The organism is Fluviispira sanaruensis, assembly GCF_004295685.1.
Classification (GTDB): Bacteria; Bdellovibrionota_B; Oligoflexia; order Silvanigrellales; family Silvanigrellaceae; genus Silvanigrella; species Silvanigrella sanaruensis.
Genome location: NZ_AP019368.1, coordinates 2,060,827 through 2,077,023 on the forward strand (window position 1 = coordinate 2,060,827; position 16,197 = coordinate 2,077,023).

A 16,197-nucleotide genomic window follows, 5' to 3' on the forward strand; every position below is an offset into this window, starting at 1 on the left:
AACCCTATGAAGGTATAGAATTCAAAATGTTTCTCTTTGTCTTAAATATTAAGAAAAAATGCAATATAAAAATAGGAATTCCTACCAAAGTGATTGAATATCCTATATAGCGCGTATAATCTGCATAATTATAAAGCAATATTGGACCTGACAAAGACCATGCAAACCAAGGCTTATTTGCTAAAATTAGCGATGTGAAAACGGCTCGCATGCCCGCCATGGCAAAATGCATAGCATATTCCAAACTTGTTAAACCGCCCAACGAAGTTCTACTTTTTCTTTCTTCAAAAACATCCCAAAACTCAATAAACAGTGTGATTAATGTGAGAATAACTGCAAGCCAAAGCAAAATCCCAGAAAAATTTTCGGCAAAAAGCAAAAAAGTCGTAAAAGGAAAAAACAATGAATTGAAAGAATGCAATAAGTGCTCTTTCTGTGAATCTTTTCTTTCATAGAGGCGGTATTTAAAAATATGAAAATACAACCCATCTATCGATGCAATTAAAGTAAAAATAACTAGGAAAATACAGCTTGATATTTCGAGTGTCATATTGTTTTCCTAACTTAATCTGTATTTCTTTTTAATACTCTTTATAATTCTTTCTGCAGATTTCATGACCATTGTAACACCTGCGCCCGGATGAACGCCACCACCCACAAAAAAAATATTTTCAACTTTTGATTCTCCAGAAAAATGGAAAAAAAGCGGTTGAAAATTTTCATTGGTAGCGCTGTACAATCCACCCTTCAGACTCTGGGTGCGTTCGCTTAATTCCTGTGGTGTTACTATTTTAAAAATTTGTCCTTGGAAAGGTAAATTCAGTCTCTCTCGACAAATGTGCAAAACTTTCTCTGCGTAATTTTTTGCAAATGTATTGTCCCATAGATGGCCAGAATTTATATTTGGTGCCATTGCTGAAATAAATAACACTCTTTTTGAAATACTTTTATCAGTAGCATGTGGCCAAACTAAATAGACACAGGGATCGTTTGGAATTTTTAATTCAACACCCACTTTATAAAAACTTTCACTCCAGCTTTTAGGAAAAATTTTCAAGTGATGTGATATATTTGCATCATCTTGCCAATCATATAAAATGACAAATTGACTTTCAGAAGGTTTCAATGATTTATTTTTTAATTGGTTGAGAAAATGACTGCGTAGATAATCACTGTTTATCCATGTTTGACTTGCAACATAAGGATCTCCATTTGCTATTAAAAGATCATATACTTTTTTTTCTTTTTTTTCCTTATGCTCAAATTCAAGTTCCCAACCTTTATTTTTAAATTCACTGCCTATTGGAATAGCGCTTGTTACTTTAGATTGGAAATGAAATTTCACTTTATATTTTAAGCCAGCTTCATATAAAGACTGAGCGATATTATGAACTCCCCCACACGGAAAGACAATTTCAGAGCCGAGCTCAACATGCGCAATGCTTAATATAGCTCCTGCTGCTGCTGAGGGTTGCACTCCAATATAACTGGCAAAATGATAGAAAAACTCGCGCATATTTTGATTGCTAAAAAGCGCGTCAATAACCTTTGAGTAATTTTTTAACATTGTTTTAGGATGCTGAAAAACAACTCCAGAAGCCATTGACTTTAAACCAATAGTCAATGCTGAAGGTGGTTCGTCATTAAAAATAAATTTTTCCGCAAAATCAAAAATATCTTTGGCAATTTCTAAAGAAACTGATAATTCCTCAGATAGTTTATAATCTTTCTCTTTAAAATAAGAAATTAGTTTATCTTTTCCATGGGGCAGTTGCCAATCTGTGCCATCTGCAAATAAAAGTCTGCATCCTTCTGTCAAGGGTAAAAGTTCTGGAGCTTTAAAATCTAGATCTGTAAATGTTTTATGAATTTGATTTGGTAACGAAATAAGTGTCGGGCCAGTGTCCCAATTGAGTCCCTCTTCATTGGTGTATTTGTACATTTTACCACCCGCAAATTCACCAAGATCATAGACATCAACTGCTAAACCCATTTTTCCTAAATGAGCTGCAGTTGTCAGACCACCTACTCCAGCACCAATAATAGCTATCTTCATACGACTCCTTCTTAGAGGGGAGTTAAAAGATCTATTTTCTTTTTACTTGGAGTTTTAGGTAACATAATTGTAAAGACACTGCCAGAGCCCAATTCACTGCGGAGGGAAATACTTCCACCATGAGCTTGCACCACATGTTTGACAATTGCCAATCCCAGTCCAGAACCGCCGCCGAGACGATTGTGGGACTTATCAACGCGATAAAAACGTTCGAATGCGCGAATACGGGCATTATCAGGGATACCAATACCTGAATCTTCTACAAATATAATGTGGTGAGTTTCATTTTGCCGCAAACTGATTTTGACAATGCCACCTGGTCGATTGTACTTGACCGCATTGTCGACTAAATTCACCAAGACTGAATCAAACCGTTGGGCATCGACCAATATTTCTTGGATTTCTGGATCGACATCGGCAAGCAATTCAACTCCAGCTTGTTTTGCTTTTGGTAAAATATTTTCAATCACACGGTTAAATCCCGCATGCACATTGTAAGGTTTAATAACGAGCGTAAGTGCTCCCGATTCAAGCCCCGTTAATATCAACATTTCATCAATTAATTTTGTGAGATTTTCAGAATTGCGCACAATAACTGAGAGAAAGTTCTGTGCACGTTCATTCGCTTGGAGATCGGGCATGTCTTGAATGATTTCGGCATAACCTCGGATAGCTGCGATAGGAGTTTTCAATTCATGACTTACGTTGGCAAAAAATTCTCTACGGATCTCTTCACCTTTATGAATATCTGTTAAATCAAATAAAAATATCATAAAAACAGGATTTTGCTGTTCCGATTGAATGGCCACAATTTTTGCGCGCACCCGCCGGATTTCTGGTCCATCTAAGTGAATTGATTCGATGATTTGTGCAGGAATATGCGTCTTTTCTTTCATATCTCGGATCATATTTTGAATGATTTCAGAAATTTCAACATTTCTAAGAACTTCAAGAACATTTCGGTCAACGACTTCGCTGTACCAACCAATCCATCTTCTCACCGTGTTATTGATTTTTATGACTTTGCCTTCTGAATTGAGAATCACAACCCCTTCACCGATCGCACCAAAGATTTCATCCAAACGGGTATTTTGTTCGCGTGCCTCGAGAATACTAAAGCGCATGCGTTTTGCCATATCCTGCACTGCGCGGGCAATCCTTGAGAATTCATCATTACCAACAATGCGAAGCTTATCGATACCAGCATCGAATCCACCATGCCTTGTTAATTGCAATAATGAGTGGGTGGGTTTGTCGACCAAAATATACAAAATATAATAACAATAAATAAAAAACCCAGGTAAAATAAAAATAACTGGAAAGAATTGATCTAGAGAAATTGATACAAATGATCCTAAAATAATACCTAGAAAGATTCGTTGTTTTACAGTGCTTGGGTAAAACACTGATATAAGAGGGCGCAGATTTGCTTTTATTCTCGTGAATTTTAATTCTAAATTCACAAAAGCCCCTTCACACCTGCATCAATTATTAAAGTTACTGGTCCATCATTGCAAAATGAAACTTTCATATCAGCAGCAAATATACCACTTAAAACCTTAAGTTCTTCTGCTTTTTTCTTAAGTGTCTCTAAGAAAAGATCATAAATAGCTTTTGCTATATTTGACTTGGCTGAAAGAGTAAAACTCGGTCTATTCCCATTTCTACAATTTGCAAAAAGAGTGAATTGACTGATCACATACAAACCGCCATTTATATCTCGAACCGATAAATTCATTTTATCATTGGAGTCTTTAAAAATTCGCAGTGAAATAAGTTTTTCTGCCAGTTTTTCTAGATTGGGATAAAAACTTTTTAACAGAACAGGTAAGTCAGATTCTGGAATTTCAGGAAGAGATTGTTCCGCCCCCACTCCAAAGAGAACTACCAAACCATTGTCTAAGTGCCCTTGGGATTTTCCTTCAATGACAACTTCAGCATGAGTGGCTCTTTGCACAACACACCTAACAAGAAGCTCTTCATGCATTCTTTATTTTCCTTATTAAGGCAAGCTTTGAAACGCAGGGTAAGTGAAAAAGATAAAATGAATTAAATTAAAGCCAAAATGGGTAAGAATAGCAGCTTCAATCTTCCCTGACTTTTGATAGGCATAACCATATCCTAATCCTGCTATAAAAGCGAAAATAGCAAAGAGATATCCTGAATAAAGATGCGCATACCCAAATAATACAGCAACGAAAACATTGGCCAGAACAGGGGCAGAAACTTTTGCCTTAAAATATTTCGAAAGGAATTCAAAGATTTTTCGTTGTAAAAAACCTCTAAAAAAGACCTCTTCTGCAACACACACTAAAAATAAATTTATCGAAAGAAAATAAAACGAACCGCTTGGTAATTTAAAATCAAATTTAATATATCCAGTTATTAGTCCTGTAGGGATTATAATGGCTAAAATAACTGCTAAAGGTAAAAGTAAATCTTTAAATACCTTTTGCCAATCTGAAAGTTTATCTGATTTTTTAATTAATATAGCTGCAAAAATAATGGCACAAACTGATTTCTCGACATTGATATCTAGCCAAAATGGTTTCGAAATAGGACTAAATCTCACCCCTGTAAATATAGGAATTTCAGTTGAATAAGGAAAATCTTCTGCAACTAAAATATACATAAAACAAAGTAAAACTATAAAAGAAAAATTCCTTATAAACAAACTGGTTTTCTTTTCATATACCAAACAGAAAAATGTAAATAAAAAGACAAATATCAAGGATTGATAAGAAATATATCCTTCATAAAAAGAGGCAAAAAGAAATATATAAGAAATTGCGATTGGGATTATTGGCTTTACAAAAAACCAAAGAGAAATAGAAGATAAACAGACAAGAGCAAAAAGGAGATTGGTACTCAGCATAAGAATAGATCCTTTAAAAAAACCGAAGAGCTATTCTTCGGTTATTAAAACGTTCTTAACGACTTCCACCAGCTTTTTCAAATCAATTTCCTCAATGCATGTGCTTAAAAAGCCGACTTCATATCCACTGGGACCTAAATAAATCCCTTGTTCAATCCATGCGTGATAAACTTTATTAAAAAGTTTCATATCTGTGGAAGCCACTTCAGAAAAATGAGTCGGCAATTTATTCGTTCCAAAAAAGAAACAAAAAAATGAGCCTATTCGAACGTAACAAACTTTTGACTTTTCTATAAAGCTCTTTAATTCTGCATCAACTAAAGAATCTAATTTTTGCCCTAAATTTTCAAGCTTAATAAAAGCATTTTGTTGCTCTATTTCACAAAGTGTAGCATATCCAGCAACCATAGCAAGAGGATTGCCAGATAAGGTGCCAGCTTGATACGCTGCTCCTAATGGAGCGACTTGTTGCATTATTTGCTTTTTTCCACCATATGCTGCAGCAGGAACTCCGCCTCCAATTATTTTTCCAAAAGTCCACATATCGGGTTCTACTGAAAAAATTTCAGCACATCCGCCACGTGCTAAACGAAATCCTGTCATAACTTCATCGAAAATAAGAACCGCGCCAAATTTTTCTGTTACATTACGTAAAAATTGCAAAAATCCAGACTTAGGTAAAACCAGTCCCATATTTGCTGCAACTGGCTCAATTATAACAGCGGCAATGTCATCACCATATTTTTCAAATAATTCAAGCACACTTTCTTCGCTATTATAAATAGCAGTTAATGTGTCTGATGTTGTGCCCACAGGCACTCCTGCTGAACTTGGATTACCCAAGGTCGCCAATCCACTGCCTGCTTTCACAAGAAATTGATCGGCATGTCCATGGTAACAGCCTTCAAATTTAATAAATTTATTTTTTTTTGTAGCCGCACGCGCAGCTCTCACAGCACTCATAGTCGCTTCTGTACCGCTGCTAACAAAGCGCAACATTTCAAGCCCTGGCACCCAATCCATTATTTTTTCGGCTAATTTTACTTCGAGGTCGGAAGGAGCGCCAAAAGTGATTGCTTTATAAAGTTGTTCTTGCATGGCTCCAATAATTGCAGGATTGGAATAGCCAACAATGAGTGGCCCCCATGATGAACAAAAGTCGATAAATTCATTGCCATCGACATCATAAAGATATTTTCCTTTCCCAGAAGAAAAAACAATGGGCGTTCCCCCAACTGAGCGAAAGGATCGTACAGGAGAATTCACTCCACCTGGAAAGACGCGATAGCTTCTTTCCATGACAGAGATTGAGTGAGAGAAATTGTGTTCTTTATTTTTCAAAGCTTAATTCTCCTATTTATGGATAGATCTTTCTAAGGCTGCTGCTACAAAGTCTTTAAATAAAGGATGAGGAGCTATAGGACGGCTTTTGAGCTCAGGGTGTGCCTGACAACCTAAAAACCATGGATGATTATTTAATTCCATCATTTCGACTAAAGTACCATCGGGACTTTCACCGGAGACAAGGAACCCAGAGGTTTCAAAACGCGTACGGAATTCTGGGTTGAATTCATAGCGATGACGGTGACGCTCACTGATACGATCAGTGCCATAGGCTTGAAAGCCTTTGCTTCCTCTCCGCACGATACAGTCATAAGCGCCTAAACGCATACTCCCGCCTTTTTTATCAACACTTTGTTGGCTTTCCATCAAATGGATAATTTTATTGCGGGCGTTGGTGTCGAATTCCTCGGAAGTGGCATCGGCTATCCCTAAAACATTACGAGCATATTCAAGACAAGCGAGTTGCATACCTAAGCAAATACCAAAAAATGGAATATTATTTTCCCGCGCAAATTGGATTGCCGCCATTTTCCCAAGGACACCTCTATCGCCAAAACCTCCTGGAACCAAAATGGCATCGTATTCACTCAAAACTTCTTTTGTGTTTGCTATACTGAGCTGCTCTGAATCGATTCCGACAATTTCAACATGAGATTCATTGGCAATGCCAGCGTGAGTAAGAGCTTCATACACGGATTTATAGGAATCGCGCGTCCCCATATATTTACCAACCACCCCAATTTTTAGGGAATGCTTTGGTCTTTCAATACATTCAATGATTCTATTCCATTCACTTAGGTTGGGTTGGGCTGTCCAAATACCAAGGAGTTCGACGATCCGAGCGTCCATTCGTTGCTCATGGTAGATAATCGGCATTTTATATATGCTATCTGCATCGAGTGCTTCGAAGACACTTTCCTTAGGCAGATTACAGAATGTCGAAATTTTCATACGGACATCTTGTGACATAGGCTGATCGGCACGACAGATTAAAATATCAGGCTGAATACCGATTGAACGCAATTCTTTTACAGAATGTTGCGTAGGTTTTGTTTTCAACTCACCCGCGGCACGAATATATGGAATAAGAGTAACGTGAATAAAAATAGAATTTTCTTTACCCACATCATTGCGAAACTGGCGAATAGCTTCAAGGAATGGTAGACTTTCAATATCGCCAATGGTGCCGCCAATCTCAACGATCGAAACATCAGCGCCTTCAGATGCTGTCACGATGTTTGCTTTAATTTGATCTGTGATATGAGGAATAACTTGAACAGTTCCTCCAAGGTAATCTCCACGGCGTTCTTTATTGATGACGGTGTCGTAGACTTGGCCAGAGGTAAAGCTATTGCGTTTAGCTAAATTCGCTTTGGTAAAACGCTGATAATGCCCTAAATCAAGGTCCGTTTCTGCTCCGTCATCTGTAACAAAAACCTCTCCATGCTGAAAAGGAGACATTGTCCCTGGATCAACGTTTATGTAAGGATCCATTTTAGTCATCGAAACACGCAAACCGCGGGTTTCGAGCAGGGCGCCAATACTGGCCGCAGCGAGACCTTTTCCGATACTTGAGACCACGCCACCAGTAACAAATATATATTTTACAGGGTGTTGAGAGAAACGTTTGGGGGATTTACTATCATGATGTTGCATTATACTTACTCCGTTCGATAATCTTGTTTCGACACGGGAACACAGAGTAACACTAACTAATGGTCAGGAGTCAAGATAACAATGAAGAATCTACGCAGCCAATTTCAAATGACTGCAGAAAATCATTCCACAGATGGAATTGTTTCTCATATGTTAATGGGCTTTGTGGAAAGAAAAATTTCTCCGCAAACAATTGCTGATGTTTTACGTGCTCAAATTTTTGAGTCTCACGTTCCAGCACACCTCTTAAATATTGCTACTTGTAATGGCATCTTAGAGGCCGTTACCCAAGCAAATTCTACAGAAGATTGTAGCGATCTCGTCTTCTATCTTTCGTCCCATCCTCAATTTCCTGAGTTTTTGTCTTTTAAAGCGGCTTCTGGTTCTCTTCGTGCCTTATTGCGCTACCTTCAAAAAAATATGTCGCAAGAACTGTTAGGCAATATCAGAATAGATTCCATCATTGAATTACTTTCTGAAAGAATCCTCTCTTTTTTCCACGCACGCAAACCGGTTGACCTCGATGATAAGGCAAATTTAACAATTTTAATAAAAACAACAAACCCAACTCTTGCTAAATTAATGCGAAATTCTCCGCATTTTCAACATCTTCGTTTTATGCTTATGTCACCGAATGATTATATGAATGAGACAAGTGTTGCCTCCGTTCGCCCTCAACCACTAGAAATGTTAAATATCATTTTAAAAACTGCGGACGATCATCTTTTACGCAATGGCACCTCTTATTATAAAACGGAACCGACGAGCCAAGGCACTTCTGGCAGAATTAAGCATTTTAACACAGCAATGGATATTTTAAAATCAACTCAAGCATCTGATTTTAAAACAGGATTTATCGTTGAATGGCTCTTTGATAAAGCTCTAGTGGAAGCAATCTTGCATGAAGAAAATCATACTAGTTATATAAAATTAATCAAATTGATTAGTATAAATATGGGAAGTCAACTCCATATTCTTCGTGGTCTTATTAAAGCCATACAAAAAGATTTTTCTTTTTTAGCTTCTCATCCTATGCAAAAGATACAAGAATATAAGCCAAGTCTACTTGAAAGAGCATTGATTCTTGCGCAAAATATCTTTCCGTCTATTGTTACGTTAGCTGAGAAAGATAACAATTATACTTCAAAATATATTGCAAATTGGGCTATTGAAATTCCAATACAAAATGAAGAAAGCCGTTTTTTTAAAAGAATTCATTGGCGTTGGATCAGAACACTCGCAGCTCATATTTGGGATGCAAGCCTGCGTGAACCTCCAAATTGGGTTATTGAGGGCGGTAGCCAATACTGTGCAACTATATTTCAAACTGCACCTGCTCAGTGGTTGCAAGAACATTCCTTTCGTTTGCTTGAAAAAGTTTATCAAGAAACGCTCGTTGAAAACTTTGAGCCCGCTCAACAGCATTATGATTATGTCGAGTTTATTGCACGTTCAATGCGCAAAAAATCGCCCTTTTTTGCCAGCAGAACTGAATCTCTCTATGCTCTGCATCTGCTCTCACGATTGACACGTACGGAAGCAATGCAATATGCAAGTGCCGAAGCACGCTTTCAATCGCAGCTCGCAAACTCACACAATAATCTTGAGATTTCTGCTGAATTTGCTATGTGGAAAGAAATAATTCTCAACCCAAACATTGAAGAAAACTTAGGTAACAATCCTATAACGAGAGCACTTGCTGTGCTTGCAAGGCTCGCTAAGGAAACTTCAAAGAAATAAGAAAATAATATGTGTGGTTATTCTGGTCTTATTTTTTCTCCTAGCAGTATTTATGCAAAAGATTCACAAAATAAAGAAAAATTTTTTGCTGCAGCAGCACGCTTGCAGCACCGTGGCAATGAACCTATGCGAAAAGAAGCATTTAATAATCTTTTATTATCTCATTTTCGCTTGGCATTTCAAGGAATTTCAAGCAATATTCAACCTATGTTTAATCAAAATAAAAAATGGGTTATTACTTTTAATGGTGAAATCTATAACTTCCCAAAATTGAGAAAAAAAATTCAAACAGAATTTGAATATAATTTTCAATCAAAAGGTGATACCGAAGCAATTCTTGCTGGGTTTTTAAATTACGGTCAGCAAATAAAGGATCTCCTAGAAGGTGAATACAGTTTCGTTATCAGTCGAACGGATGGAACAGAGATTTTTGCTATGCGCGATCCTTATGGAGTGAAACCTCTTTTTTTAGCCCTTGAAGGGGTTGACAGCAAAATTTTTGCCAATGCACAGGAAGTTTATTTATTTGATACGAAATCCATACATTTTGCCAGTGAAATAAAAGGTCTGATGTGCGAGAAAAAATGGGATCGCAACGGATTTATCAAGCAATTTGTTGGATTATACGAACCAATAAGAACGCCTTTTCAAAATATTATACAAATGCCACCAAATTCTTTCTTATACGCAAAAAAAAGCGGAGATACATTCAATACAAAAATTCAAATTAATAATAAACCTATTCGAAATGCTTTTATTACTGAAAATAAAAATGATAATGAATTATATGGTGAATTCTCAAAAAGACTCAGTCGTTCAGTACACAATAGAATGTTATCCGAAACAGAACTCGGGGTTTATTTAAGTGGTGGAGTGGATTCCCGTGTCATCGCCTATGAAGCATCTCAATATTTTTTAAAAAATAAAATCAATAAAAAATTAAAATCATTTACTATCAGTTTTAAAAACGAAGTCTTTGATGAAGCAAACGAATCGCTTGCCTATGCCCATAAATTAAATTTCACTCCACATGTGCTGCAAATACTTGATCAAGATTTAGCATATTCTTATAAACATGCCGTTTATCATTCAGAAAATATTCAACCTTACACCAATGGAGCAGCAAAATGGTGGTTAAGCCGTTTTACTGCCAAACATGTAAAAGGAGTTTTAACAGGTGATGGAGCCGATGAATTACTCTGTGGGTATCCTAGTTTTCAATATGTGAATTGGTGGAAATTTGCCCTACACAATCGTGAAGAAAAAAATTTATTCGATAAAATTGCGAAAACTCCTATAGGCCAGAGTTGGCGCGATTCAGTTTATGCAAAGAAATTTTTAAATGAAAGCAAAGATCCTTGGGCTTCTGGTTCAAGTGCAGAAGGATCGGGAGAGGATTTTATTGAAAGTCTATCCATTTGGGGAGTTCCTCATCCACTCTTCACCCAGATAAAAACAATAGCAACATCCCTTTTAGGAGCAGATGAAGCAATCAAATTCTTAAAGGAGCAGAGGGAATCTGTCTCTTCTTGGTTTGCATTTGGTTTAAAAAATAATGATGAGTTTTTAACAGATCCTAATAATTCCTTGTTACTTTGGCAAAACTACTTTGTAAGAACCCATCTTCCTGTCCAAGTTTTAAATTGGGTTGGAGATAGAATGGAAATGGCCAATACGCTTGAAGGACGCACACCTTTTTTATCAATGGAAATGAAAAATTTTATTTATAATTTAAAAGACAATATGCTTATCAGAGGATTTGAAAACAAATCTATCTTACGCAGAAGTTATAAAAGTAAAATTGATTCACATTATGCTATGGCACCTAAAAAACAATTTGGTGCCCCTTTTCTTTTTGAAGAAAAGGAAATGAAAAAAAGTCAGCAAAATATATTATTAAAAGCTAAAGAAACAAATTTATTTGAAGAAAAAGCAATAAAAGATCTTATTTTAGTCCTTAATGATCCTTCATTTAAAAAGAAATCATCTCCTCACACATACACACACTTGCAAGCAGCTTTTCAAACATTTATGTGTTTTTCATTGATTGATGATAGTATTGTTAAGGAAATAACCCCAAAGAGAGACATTGATTATGAAGAAAAGGTTATTATTAATCAAAAAGTTTTTTAATTAATTCTTTGGCAATGTAATCGTCACTGTTGAATTAATTGAATTAAACTCACTCTCAATCGAAGCCTTATGCAAATCAAGAATGGGTTGAACTTTTTCTGCAATAAGTTGATCAATATAAAGTGAGGTTCCACTTGGTATACAAGTAAAAATGACTTGCACACTTTTTTCATCAAGGTTTTTTAATTCAACTGTGCATTTTGAATTTGGAATCTCACGCATAGGATAAATAAGTTCATACATAAGTTCAGTGAAAGCACTGTGTATTTGAGGCAATCGACACATAATTGTTACTTTTTCGGTAGGCGGAATATATTCTATTTCCGACAATTTTTTAGAAATTTTTTCTTTTGCTGCTTGAATTGACAAAGCTAACAGATCATTTAAATCTTCTATTTGAAAAGACGCTGTTTCGATTTGTCTTGTCCGTGCTTCATTGATAATCGGCACTAATACCTTCACATATTTTTCCCGACCCGCACTGAACTGTATACCACATCCCATTTGTGCCCCAACTTTTGGTGTTTTACGCACCCAAGCGACTCTGCCTTTTCCCTCAATCACGTCAGAATTTGTAAATTTTAATTTAAAATCAACTTTTTCATTTAACTCAGGAATATTTGAGGTGAGTGCAGCAAAAAAACCGCCAAAACTGATATTTGTTGAAAACGTTGAAATATATTCAGAAGCTGTCTCGAGTTTAATTTCTAAACGCGAAATCAGTTCAACTCGTTCATCCAACCTTTTGGTATATCCAGCTCTACGCGAGAAGACTGCATCTTCCACTGAATAGTAAAGAGATTTAATATTAAATGGTTTTGTGTATAAAGCCCAAGCCCCCATAGCAATGGCTACTTCGGGTGTGAGAGTGCTCTTGGGATCTACTAAAAGAATTGCCACAGGTGCGGCTTCAGCTTTTGCAGCCATTTTTAATGAATCATAAAAATCAAAGAAATTTCCATCGGATTGAATATGATCTGCGACGATAACTTCAGGTTTTTCTTTTTCGCAGACTTCCGCAGCATCTTTTAATGAACTTGCGCTAAAAACTGCGTATTTTTGGTGTTCAAACTCAGCGCACATCGATTTTAATAAAGACTTGTCTTGACTCACAGCAAGAAATTTCACTAGTATCCTCCTTTGCAAAGCATATTTCTCAGCTTTGCAAACTTGAAACAAAGACAGGAAAAGTTTATGAGCTTCATCACGGCACTGATGGAACAAAATTCTACTATTGGATCTTCCTTTACTTATCTTTTTAGCACATTTGTCTCCGTTTTTGTAATGGTGGATCCTTTTGCAGCAATACCAGTGTATCTTCTTCTGACAGAGCGTTTCACCCCTGCCGATGTCAAAAAAACACGACGCAAATCCATTCTTGTTGCCTCAACAATTTTGCTTACTTTTGCCATAACTGGTATGAGCGTCTTAAACTTTTTTGGCATCTCGATCTCAGCATTGCGCATTGCAGGAGGAATTTTACTCCTGAAATTTGCCCTCGATCATTTGAAGGGTGATTCAGAAAAAATCAAAAGCGATGAGGAAAATGAAAGTCTGACTAAAGATGACATTTCAATTGTTCCATTAGCTATGCCTCTTCTTGCAGGACCTGGAGCTATTTCAACAATCGTGACCCAAGCCACTCGCGGCAAAACTTGGCTTGACTATTTTCTGCTTTTAATTGCAATAATTTTGGTTATGTTGGTCACTTCTTTCTTTCTCAAATACAGTCAGTATCTATATCGTTTGTTAGGAAAAACAGGGCTCAATTTAATGGGCAAAATTATGGGTATTCTTATTGCGGCTATAGCTGTTGAATTTATAATCATAGGTATTAGTGAAGCGTATAGGAATCTCATAAAATAAATCAGATAATGAGAGCAATAAGCTTTCAAGCACAAATTAAAAGCTGAGCTAAATTATAACTACCAGCACAAAGGCCGATTTCGTCTAACTAGACCACCTTATTTGTAAATTAGATCTTTCAATTTGCGCTTAAGGGTGCCTCTTTTGTAATAGAAAAAAAAAATACTTAATAATACTATTCTCAATAATATTAAACTCATGTAAAAAAGAAAGTACAACTTCCTCAAATGAAAATAATTCTTAACTTCAATTTTTAAGTTTAAGTGGGAACTTTGGACTAATCACAATTAACAAAAAGTTTAAGCTAACTTATCAACTGAAAAGCAATCATTCGGAAGATATAACTCAAATCAAAGTTGCTTTTAAAAATGATAAATTCAAATTTAATCTTCCTTATCCTGGAATAACTTCAGCAAGTACAAAAGCTAATGTTTAGCCTCCATGTGACTCTTCTTTAAAAGCATATCAGGTCAGTTTAATTGCTATAACATTTCAACCAAACTCTGAAAATGAAGAATCGGGGGCCGTAAAAATTGATTACACAATAAAAGGTAATAACTATACATTTAAATACTTGCTAAAAGGACAGGGAAAAAATCTAACCTAATTCAAAATGCATTTGATAAACTTGGTAACAATTTTATTACTATAAAGTCTAATCCATGGCATAAAGGAAAGAAATATAGTGACTCAGCATTAATTAAAGGAAGATGTTATTGCTTATATGAGTACTGATGCTACTAAAAATGAAATTTATTTTAGAAACGGGTTTAAAGATATGGATCCTGCTGCTTATAATAAAATATATTATTTACTTTCATCGTATAAAAATTAAGTGAAAACGCAGGTAGATGCTAAGCATTGCTGTATTGTTCAAGAAGTGTATTATTTCATTATCAAAGAAAATTCATTTATAATTTGATCATAAGCTTTTTTATCTATCTCTTTTAAGCCATCTCTTACCATAAGAATATCTTTATTTTTTCCAGAAAAACTGAGATAGGCAACGATATCATCCCAATCGACAGCACCTGGAACAGCTATTTCATTTTCAGAAAATCCAGTCATATGTCCACCTGTAGATAAGTCATAATTATCATCTAACTTGTCAGGTAACAAATAACCCCCTTCTTGATACATAGCATAGACAGTTCCATTTCCACTAAATGACTTTGCAGTAAAAATATTAGTCGTTGTGGAAATGAATCCTTTAAATTGATAATACGAATGTGAATGTGCTGCTAGACTAAGTGGACTTTGCAGCCACCAATTTAGTATTTCAACATTTGAAAGAGTAAAAACTGGAGGTTTAGTTGGGCTTTTTTTCAAAACACTAAAGTCATCAATTGTTGGATCAAATTCTTTTCCATTATTTTTATTTTTGTAATCATTTAATAGAATATTAATTTTTTCAATATCACTTTTCCTTGTAAAGGTAGGAAAAAATCCGCCAACGTCTTTAATTCCACAACCAGTTCCTTTAGGATGAGCTGGGTAACTTATCACATTTCCTGTTTTTGGCTCTTTTAACTTAAATCCATATATCCAATCATTTCCACATTCATAATAATTTATTTCCGGAGCTCTATTATCGCCTCGAAACGTAAATCCGATTACTCTAATAATTGATAATTGTTTTTTCATTACCTCAACATTTTTAGAAGAAAAAGTAGTAAAATAGTCATCATAAGCAAATTTTTTAGAATGTCCAACTGCTAAAATAGTGTCTATTAATGTATTTTTATGTGGTTTAAGTGCTATTAATTTTTTAACAGGAGAAAATGTTTTTTTTAATTTCCCTAATAACTCTTGTGCATTTGTTTGCTTTACTCCTGTCCCACTTAAGGGGAATTTAAAAGCGTATTTTTTTGAATCTACTTCGTAGTAAATTATTAAGTTTCCATATTCAAAATTTTCATTAACTGGAACAAATGAAACAGAAATAGTACATTCTTTTTTACTATCTAACTCTTTAGTACAAGGTGGTTTAATTAAGTTCGCACTTGAATTTGTTATGACTGGGTTATCAATTAAAAATTTAAATTTGTTATTATCTATACTCGCTATAATATTTTTCGCTGTTCCAGAATACTTGTTTAATAAAATAAAATTTAAATTAAAGTTTTTGTGAATGATTACTCGCCCAAACTTTCCAGGGATATTATTGATTTCTAAATGTTCAAAACTAACTGGAATGTTGTTATCATTAGAATTGACTTGTTCGTCTTTTTTACAGCTTATAAAAATGATGAAGAGAAATAGAATAAATAATAATTTTTTTTTCACTTAATATTTCCCCTTGTTAATAAATATTTAATCATTATATTTTTATAATAATTCGACGAATATTTCATTTATTAATGTCAAGTAATTGACTTATATAAAAATTTCTATAAAAAAGAGATAATAAGTTAGGAAAAAAGATCTCAATTTAATGGGCAAAATTTTGGGTGTTCTTATTACGGCCATAGCTTTTAAATTTATAATCATATTTACCATATAATCGTATAGGAATCTCATAAAAAAA

At 35.2% G+C, this 16,197-nt stretch carries 12 protein-coding genes; 3 read left to right on the forward strand and 9 right to left on the reverse strand.

The annotated features are described in order from the left end of the window. Window positions 1–4: 4 nt before the first annotated feature. From EZS29_RS08630 to EZS29_RS08660, 7 genes are read right to left on the reverse strand one after another with little or no spacing between them, the layout of a single operon-like run. Window positions 5–550: a hypothetical protein gene (locus EZS29_RS08630; protein ID WP_130608946.1), complete on the reverse strand. Its 546-nt coding sequence runs from the start codon at window positions 548–550 to the stop codon at window positions 5–7. Between the two features lie 9 nt (window positions 551–559). Further along, window positions 560–2,056, reverse strand: coding sequence for a phytoene desaturase family protein (locus tag EZS29_RS08635; protein WP_130608949.1), 1,497 nt, complete (start codon window positions 2,054–2,056; stop codon window positions 560–562). Window positions 2,057–2,067: 11 nt separating this feature from the next. Then, entirely contained in the window at window positions 2,068–3,519 is a 1,452-nt protein-coding gene (locus EZS29_RS08640) for a sensor histidine kinase (protein ID WP_130608952.1), read from the reverse strand. Then, the gene (gene dtd / locus EZS29_RS08645) at window positions 3,516–4,043 is read right to left on the reverse strand and encodes a D-aminoacyl-tRNA deacylase (protein ID WP_130608955.1); all 528 of its coding nucleotides are present in this window, start codon (window positions 4,041–4,043) and stop codon (window positions 3,516–3,518) included. The genes EZS29_RS08640 and dtd overlap by 4 nt, the downstream gene beginning before the upstream one ends. Window positions 4,044–4,058: 15 nt before the next feature. After that, window positions 4,059–4,931 carry a CPBP family intramembrane glutamic endopeptidase gene (locus EZS29_RS08650; protein WP_130608958.1) on the reverse strand — a complete coding sequence of 291 codons (873 nt, stop codon included), beginning with the start codon at window positions 4,929–4,931 and terminating at the stop codon, window positions 4,059–4,061. Window positions 4,932–4,961: 30 nt separating this feature from the next. After that, window positions 4,962–6,272 carry a glutamate-1-semialdehyde 2,1-aminomutase gene (gene hemL, locus EZS29_RS08655; protein WP_216678658.1) on the reverse strand — a complete coding sequence of 437 codons (1,311 nt, stop codon included), beginning with the start codon at window positions 6,270–6,272 and terminating at the stop codon, window positions 4,962–4,964. A gap of 12 nt (window positions 6,273–6,284) precedes the next feature. After that, window positions 6,285–7,931, reverse strand: a complete 1,647-nt coding sequence (locus EZS29_RS08660) for a CTP synthase (protein ID WP_130608961.1) — start codon at window positions 7,929–7,931, stop codon at window positions 6,285–6,287. Between the two features lie 81 nt (window positions 7,932–8,012). On the opposite strand from EZS29_RS08660, the gene EZS29_RS08665 reads away from it, so the two are divergent. Then, on the forward strand, window positions 8,013–9,671 hold the full coding sequence (locus EZS29_RS08665) for a hypothetical protein (RefSeq protein WP_130608964.1): 1,659 nt from the start codon (window positions 8,013–8,015) through the stop codon (window positions 9,669–9,671). Window positions 9,672–9,680: 9 nt separating this feature from the next. Further along, a complete protein-coding gene (locus EZS29_RS08670; protein ID WP_130608967.1) occupies window positions 9,681–11,804 on the forward strand; it encodes an asparagine synthetase B family protein in 2,124 nt (707 codons plus the stop codon). On the opposite strand, the gene EZS29_RS08675 is transcribed toward EZS29_RS08670, so the two are convergent. After that, entirely contained in the window at window positions 11,805–12,932 is a 1,128-nt protein-coding gene (locus EZS29_RS08675) for a PilZ domain-containing protein (RefSeq protein ID WP_130608971.1), read from the reverse strand. A 66-nt stretch (window positions 12,933–12,998) separates the two neighbouring features. Here EZS29_RS08675 and EZS29_RS08680 point away from each other — a divergent pair, with 66 nt between their 5' ends. Then, on the forward strand, window positions 12,999–13,670 hold the full coding sequence (locus tag EZS29_RS08680; RefSeq protein WP_130608974.1) for a MarC family protein: 672 nt from the start codon (window positions 12,999–13,001) through the stop codon (window positions 13,668–13,670). 885 nt (window positions 13,671–14,555) lie between these two features. Here the strand turns inward: EZS29_RS08680 and EZS29_RS08685 are convergent. After that, window positions 14,556–15,956 (reverse strand): hypothetical protein, encoded by a 1,401-nt coding sequence (locus EZS29_RS08685; RefSeq protein WP_130608977.1) that lies wholly within the window; start codon window positions 15,954–15,956, stop codon window positions 14,556–14,558. Window positions 15,957–16,197: the final 241 nt, after the last annotated feature.

Coding starts and splice junctions, on each gene's coding strand:
- EZS29_RS08635 (WP_130608949.1), bottom strand. CDS start 2,056: ATGAAGATAGCTATTATTGGTGCTGGAGTAGGTGGTCTGACAACTGCA.
- EZS29_RS08660 (WP_130608961.1), bottom strand. CDS start 7,931: ATGCAACATCATGATAGTAAATCCCCCAAACGTTTCTCTCAACACCCT.
- EZS29_RS08665 (WP_130608964.1), top strand. CDS start 8,013: ATGAAGAATCTACGCAGCCAATTTCAAATGACTGCAGAAAATCATTCC.
- EZS29_RS08650 (WP_130608958.1), bottom strand. CDS start 4,931: ATGCTGAGTACCAATCTCCTTTTTGCTCTTGTCTGTTTATCTTCTATT.
- EZS29_RS08670 (WP_130608967.1), top strand. CDS start 9,681: ATGTGTGGTTATTCTGGTCTTATTTTTTCTCCTAGCAGTATTTATGCA.
- dtd (WP_130608955.1), bottom strand. CDS start 4,043: ATGCATGAAGAGCTTCTTGTTAGGTGTGTTGTGCAAAGAGCCACTCAT.
- EZS29_RS08680 (WP_130608974.1), top strand. CDS start 12,999: ATGAGCTTCATCACGGCACTGATGGAACAAAATTCTACTATTGGATCT.
- EZS29_RS08630 (WP_130608946.1), bottom strand. CDS start 550: ATGACACTCGAAATATCAAGCTGTATTTTCCTAGTTATTTTTACTTTA.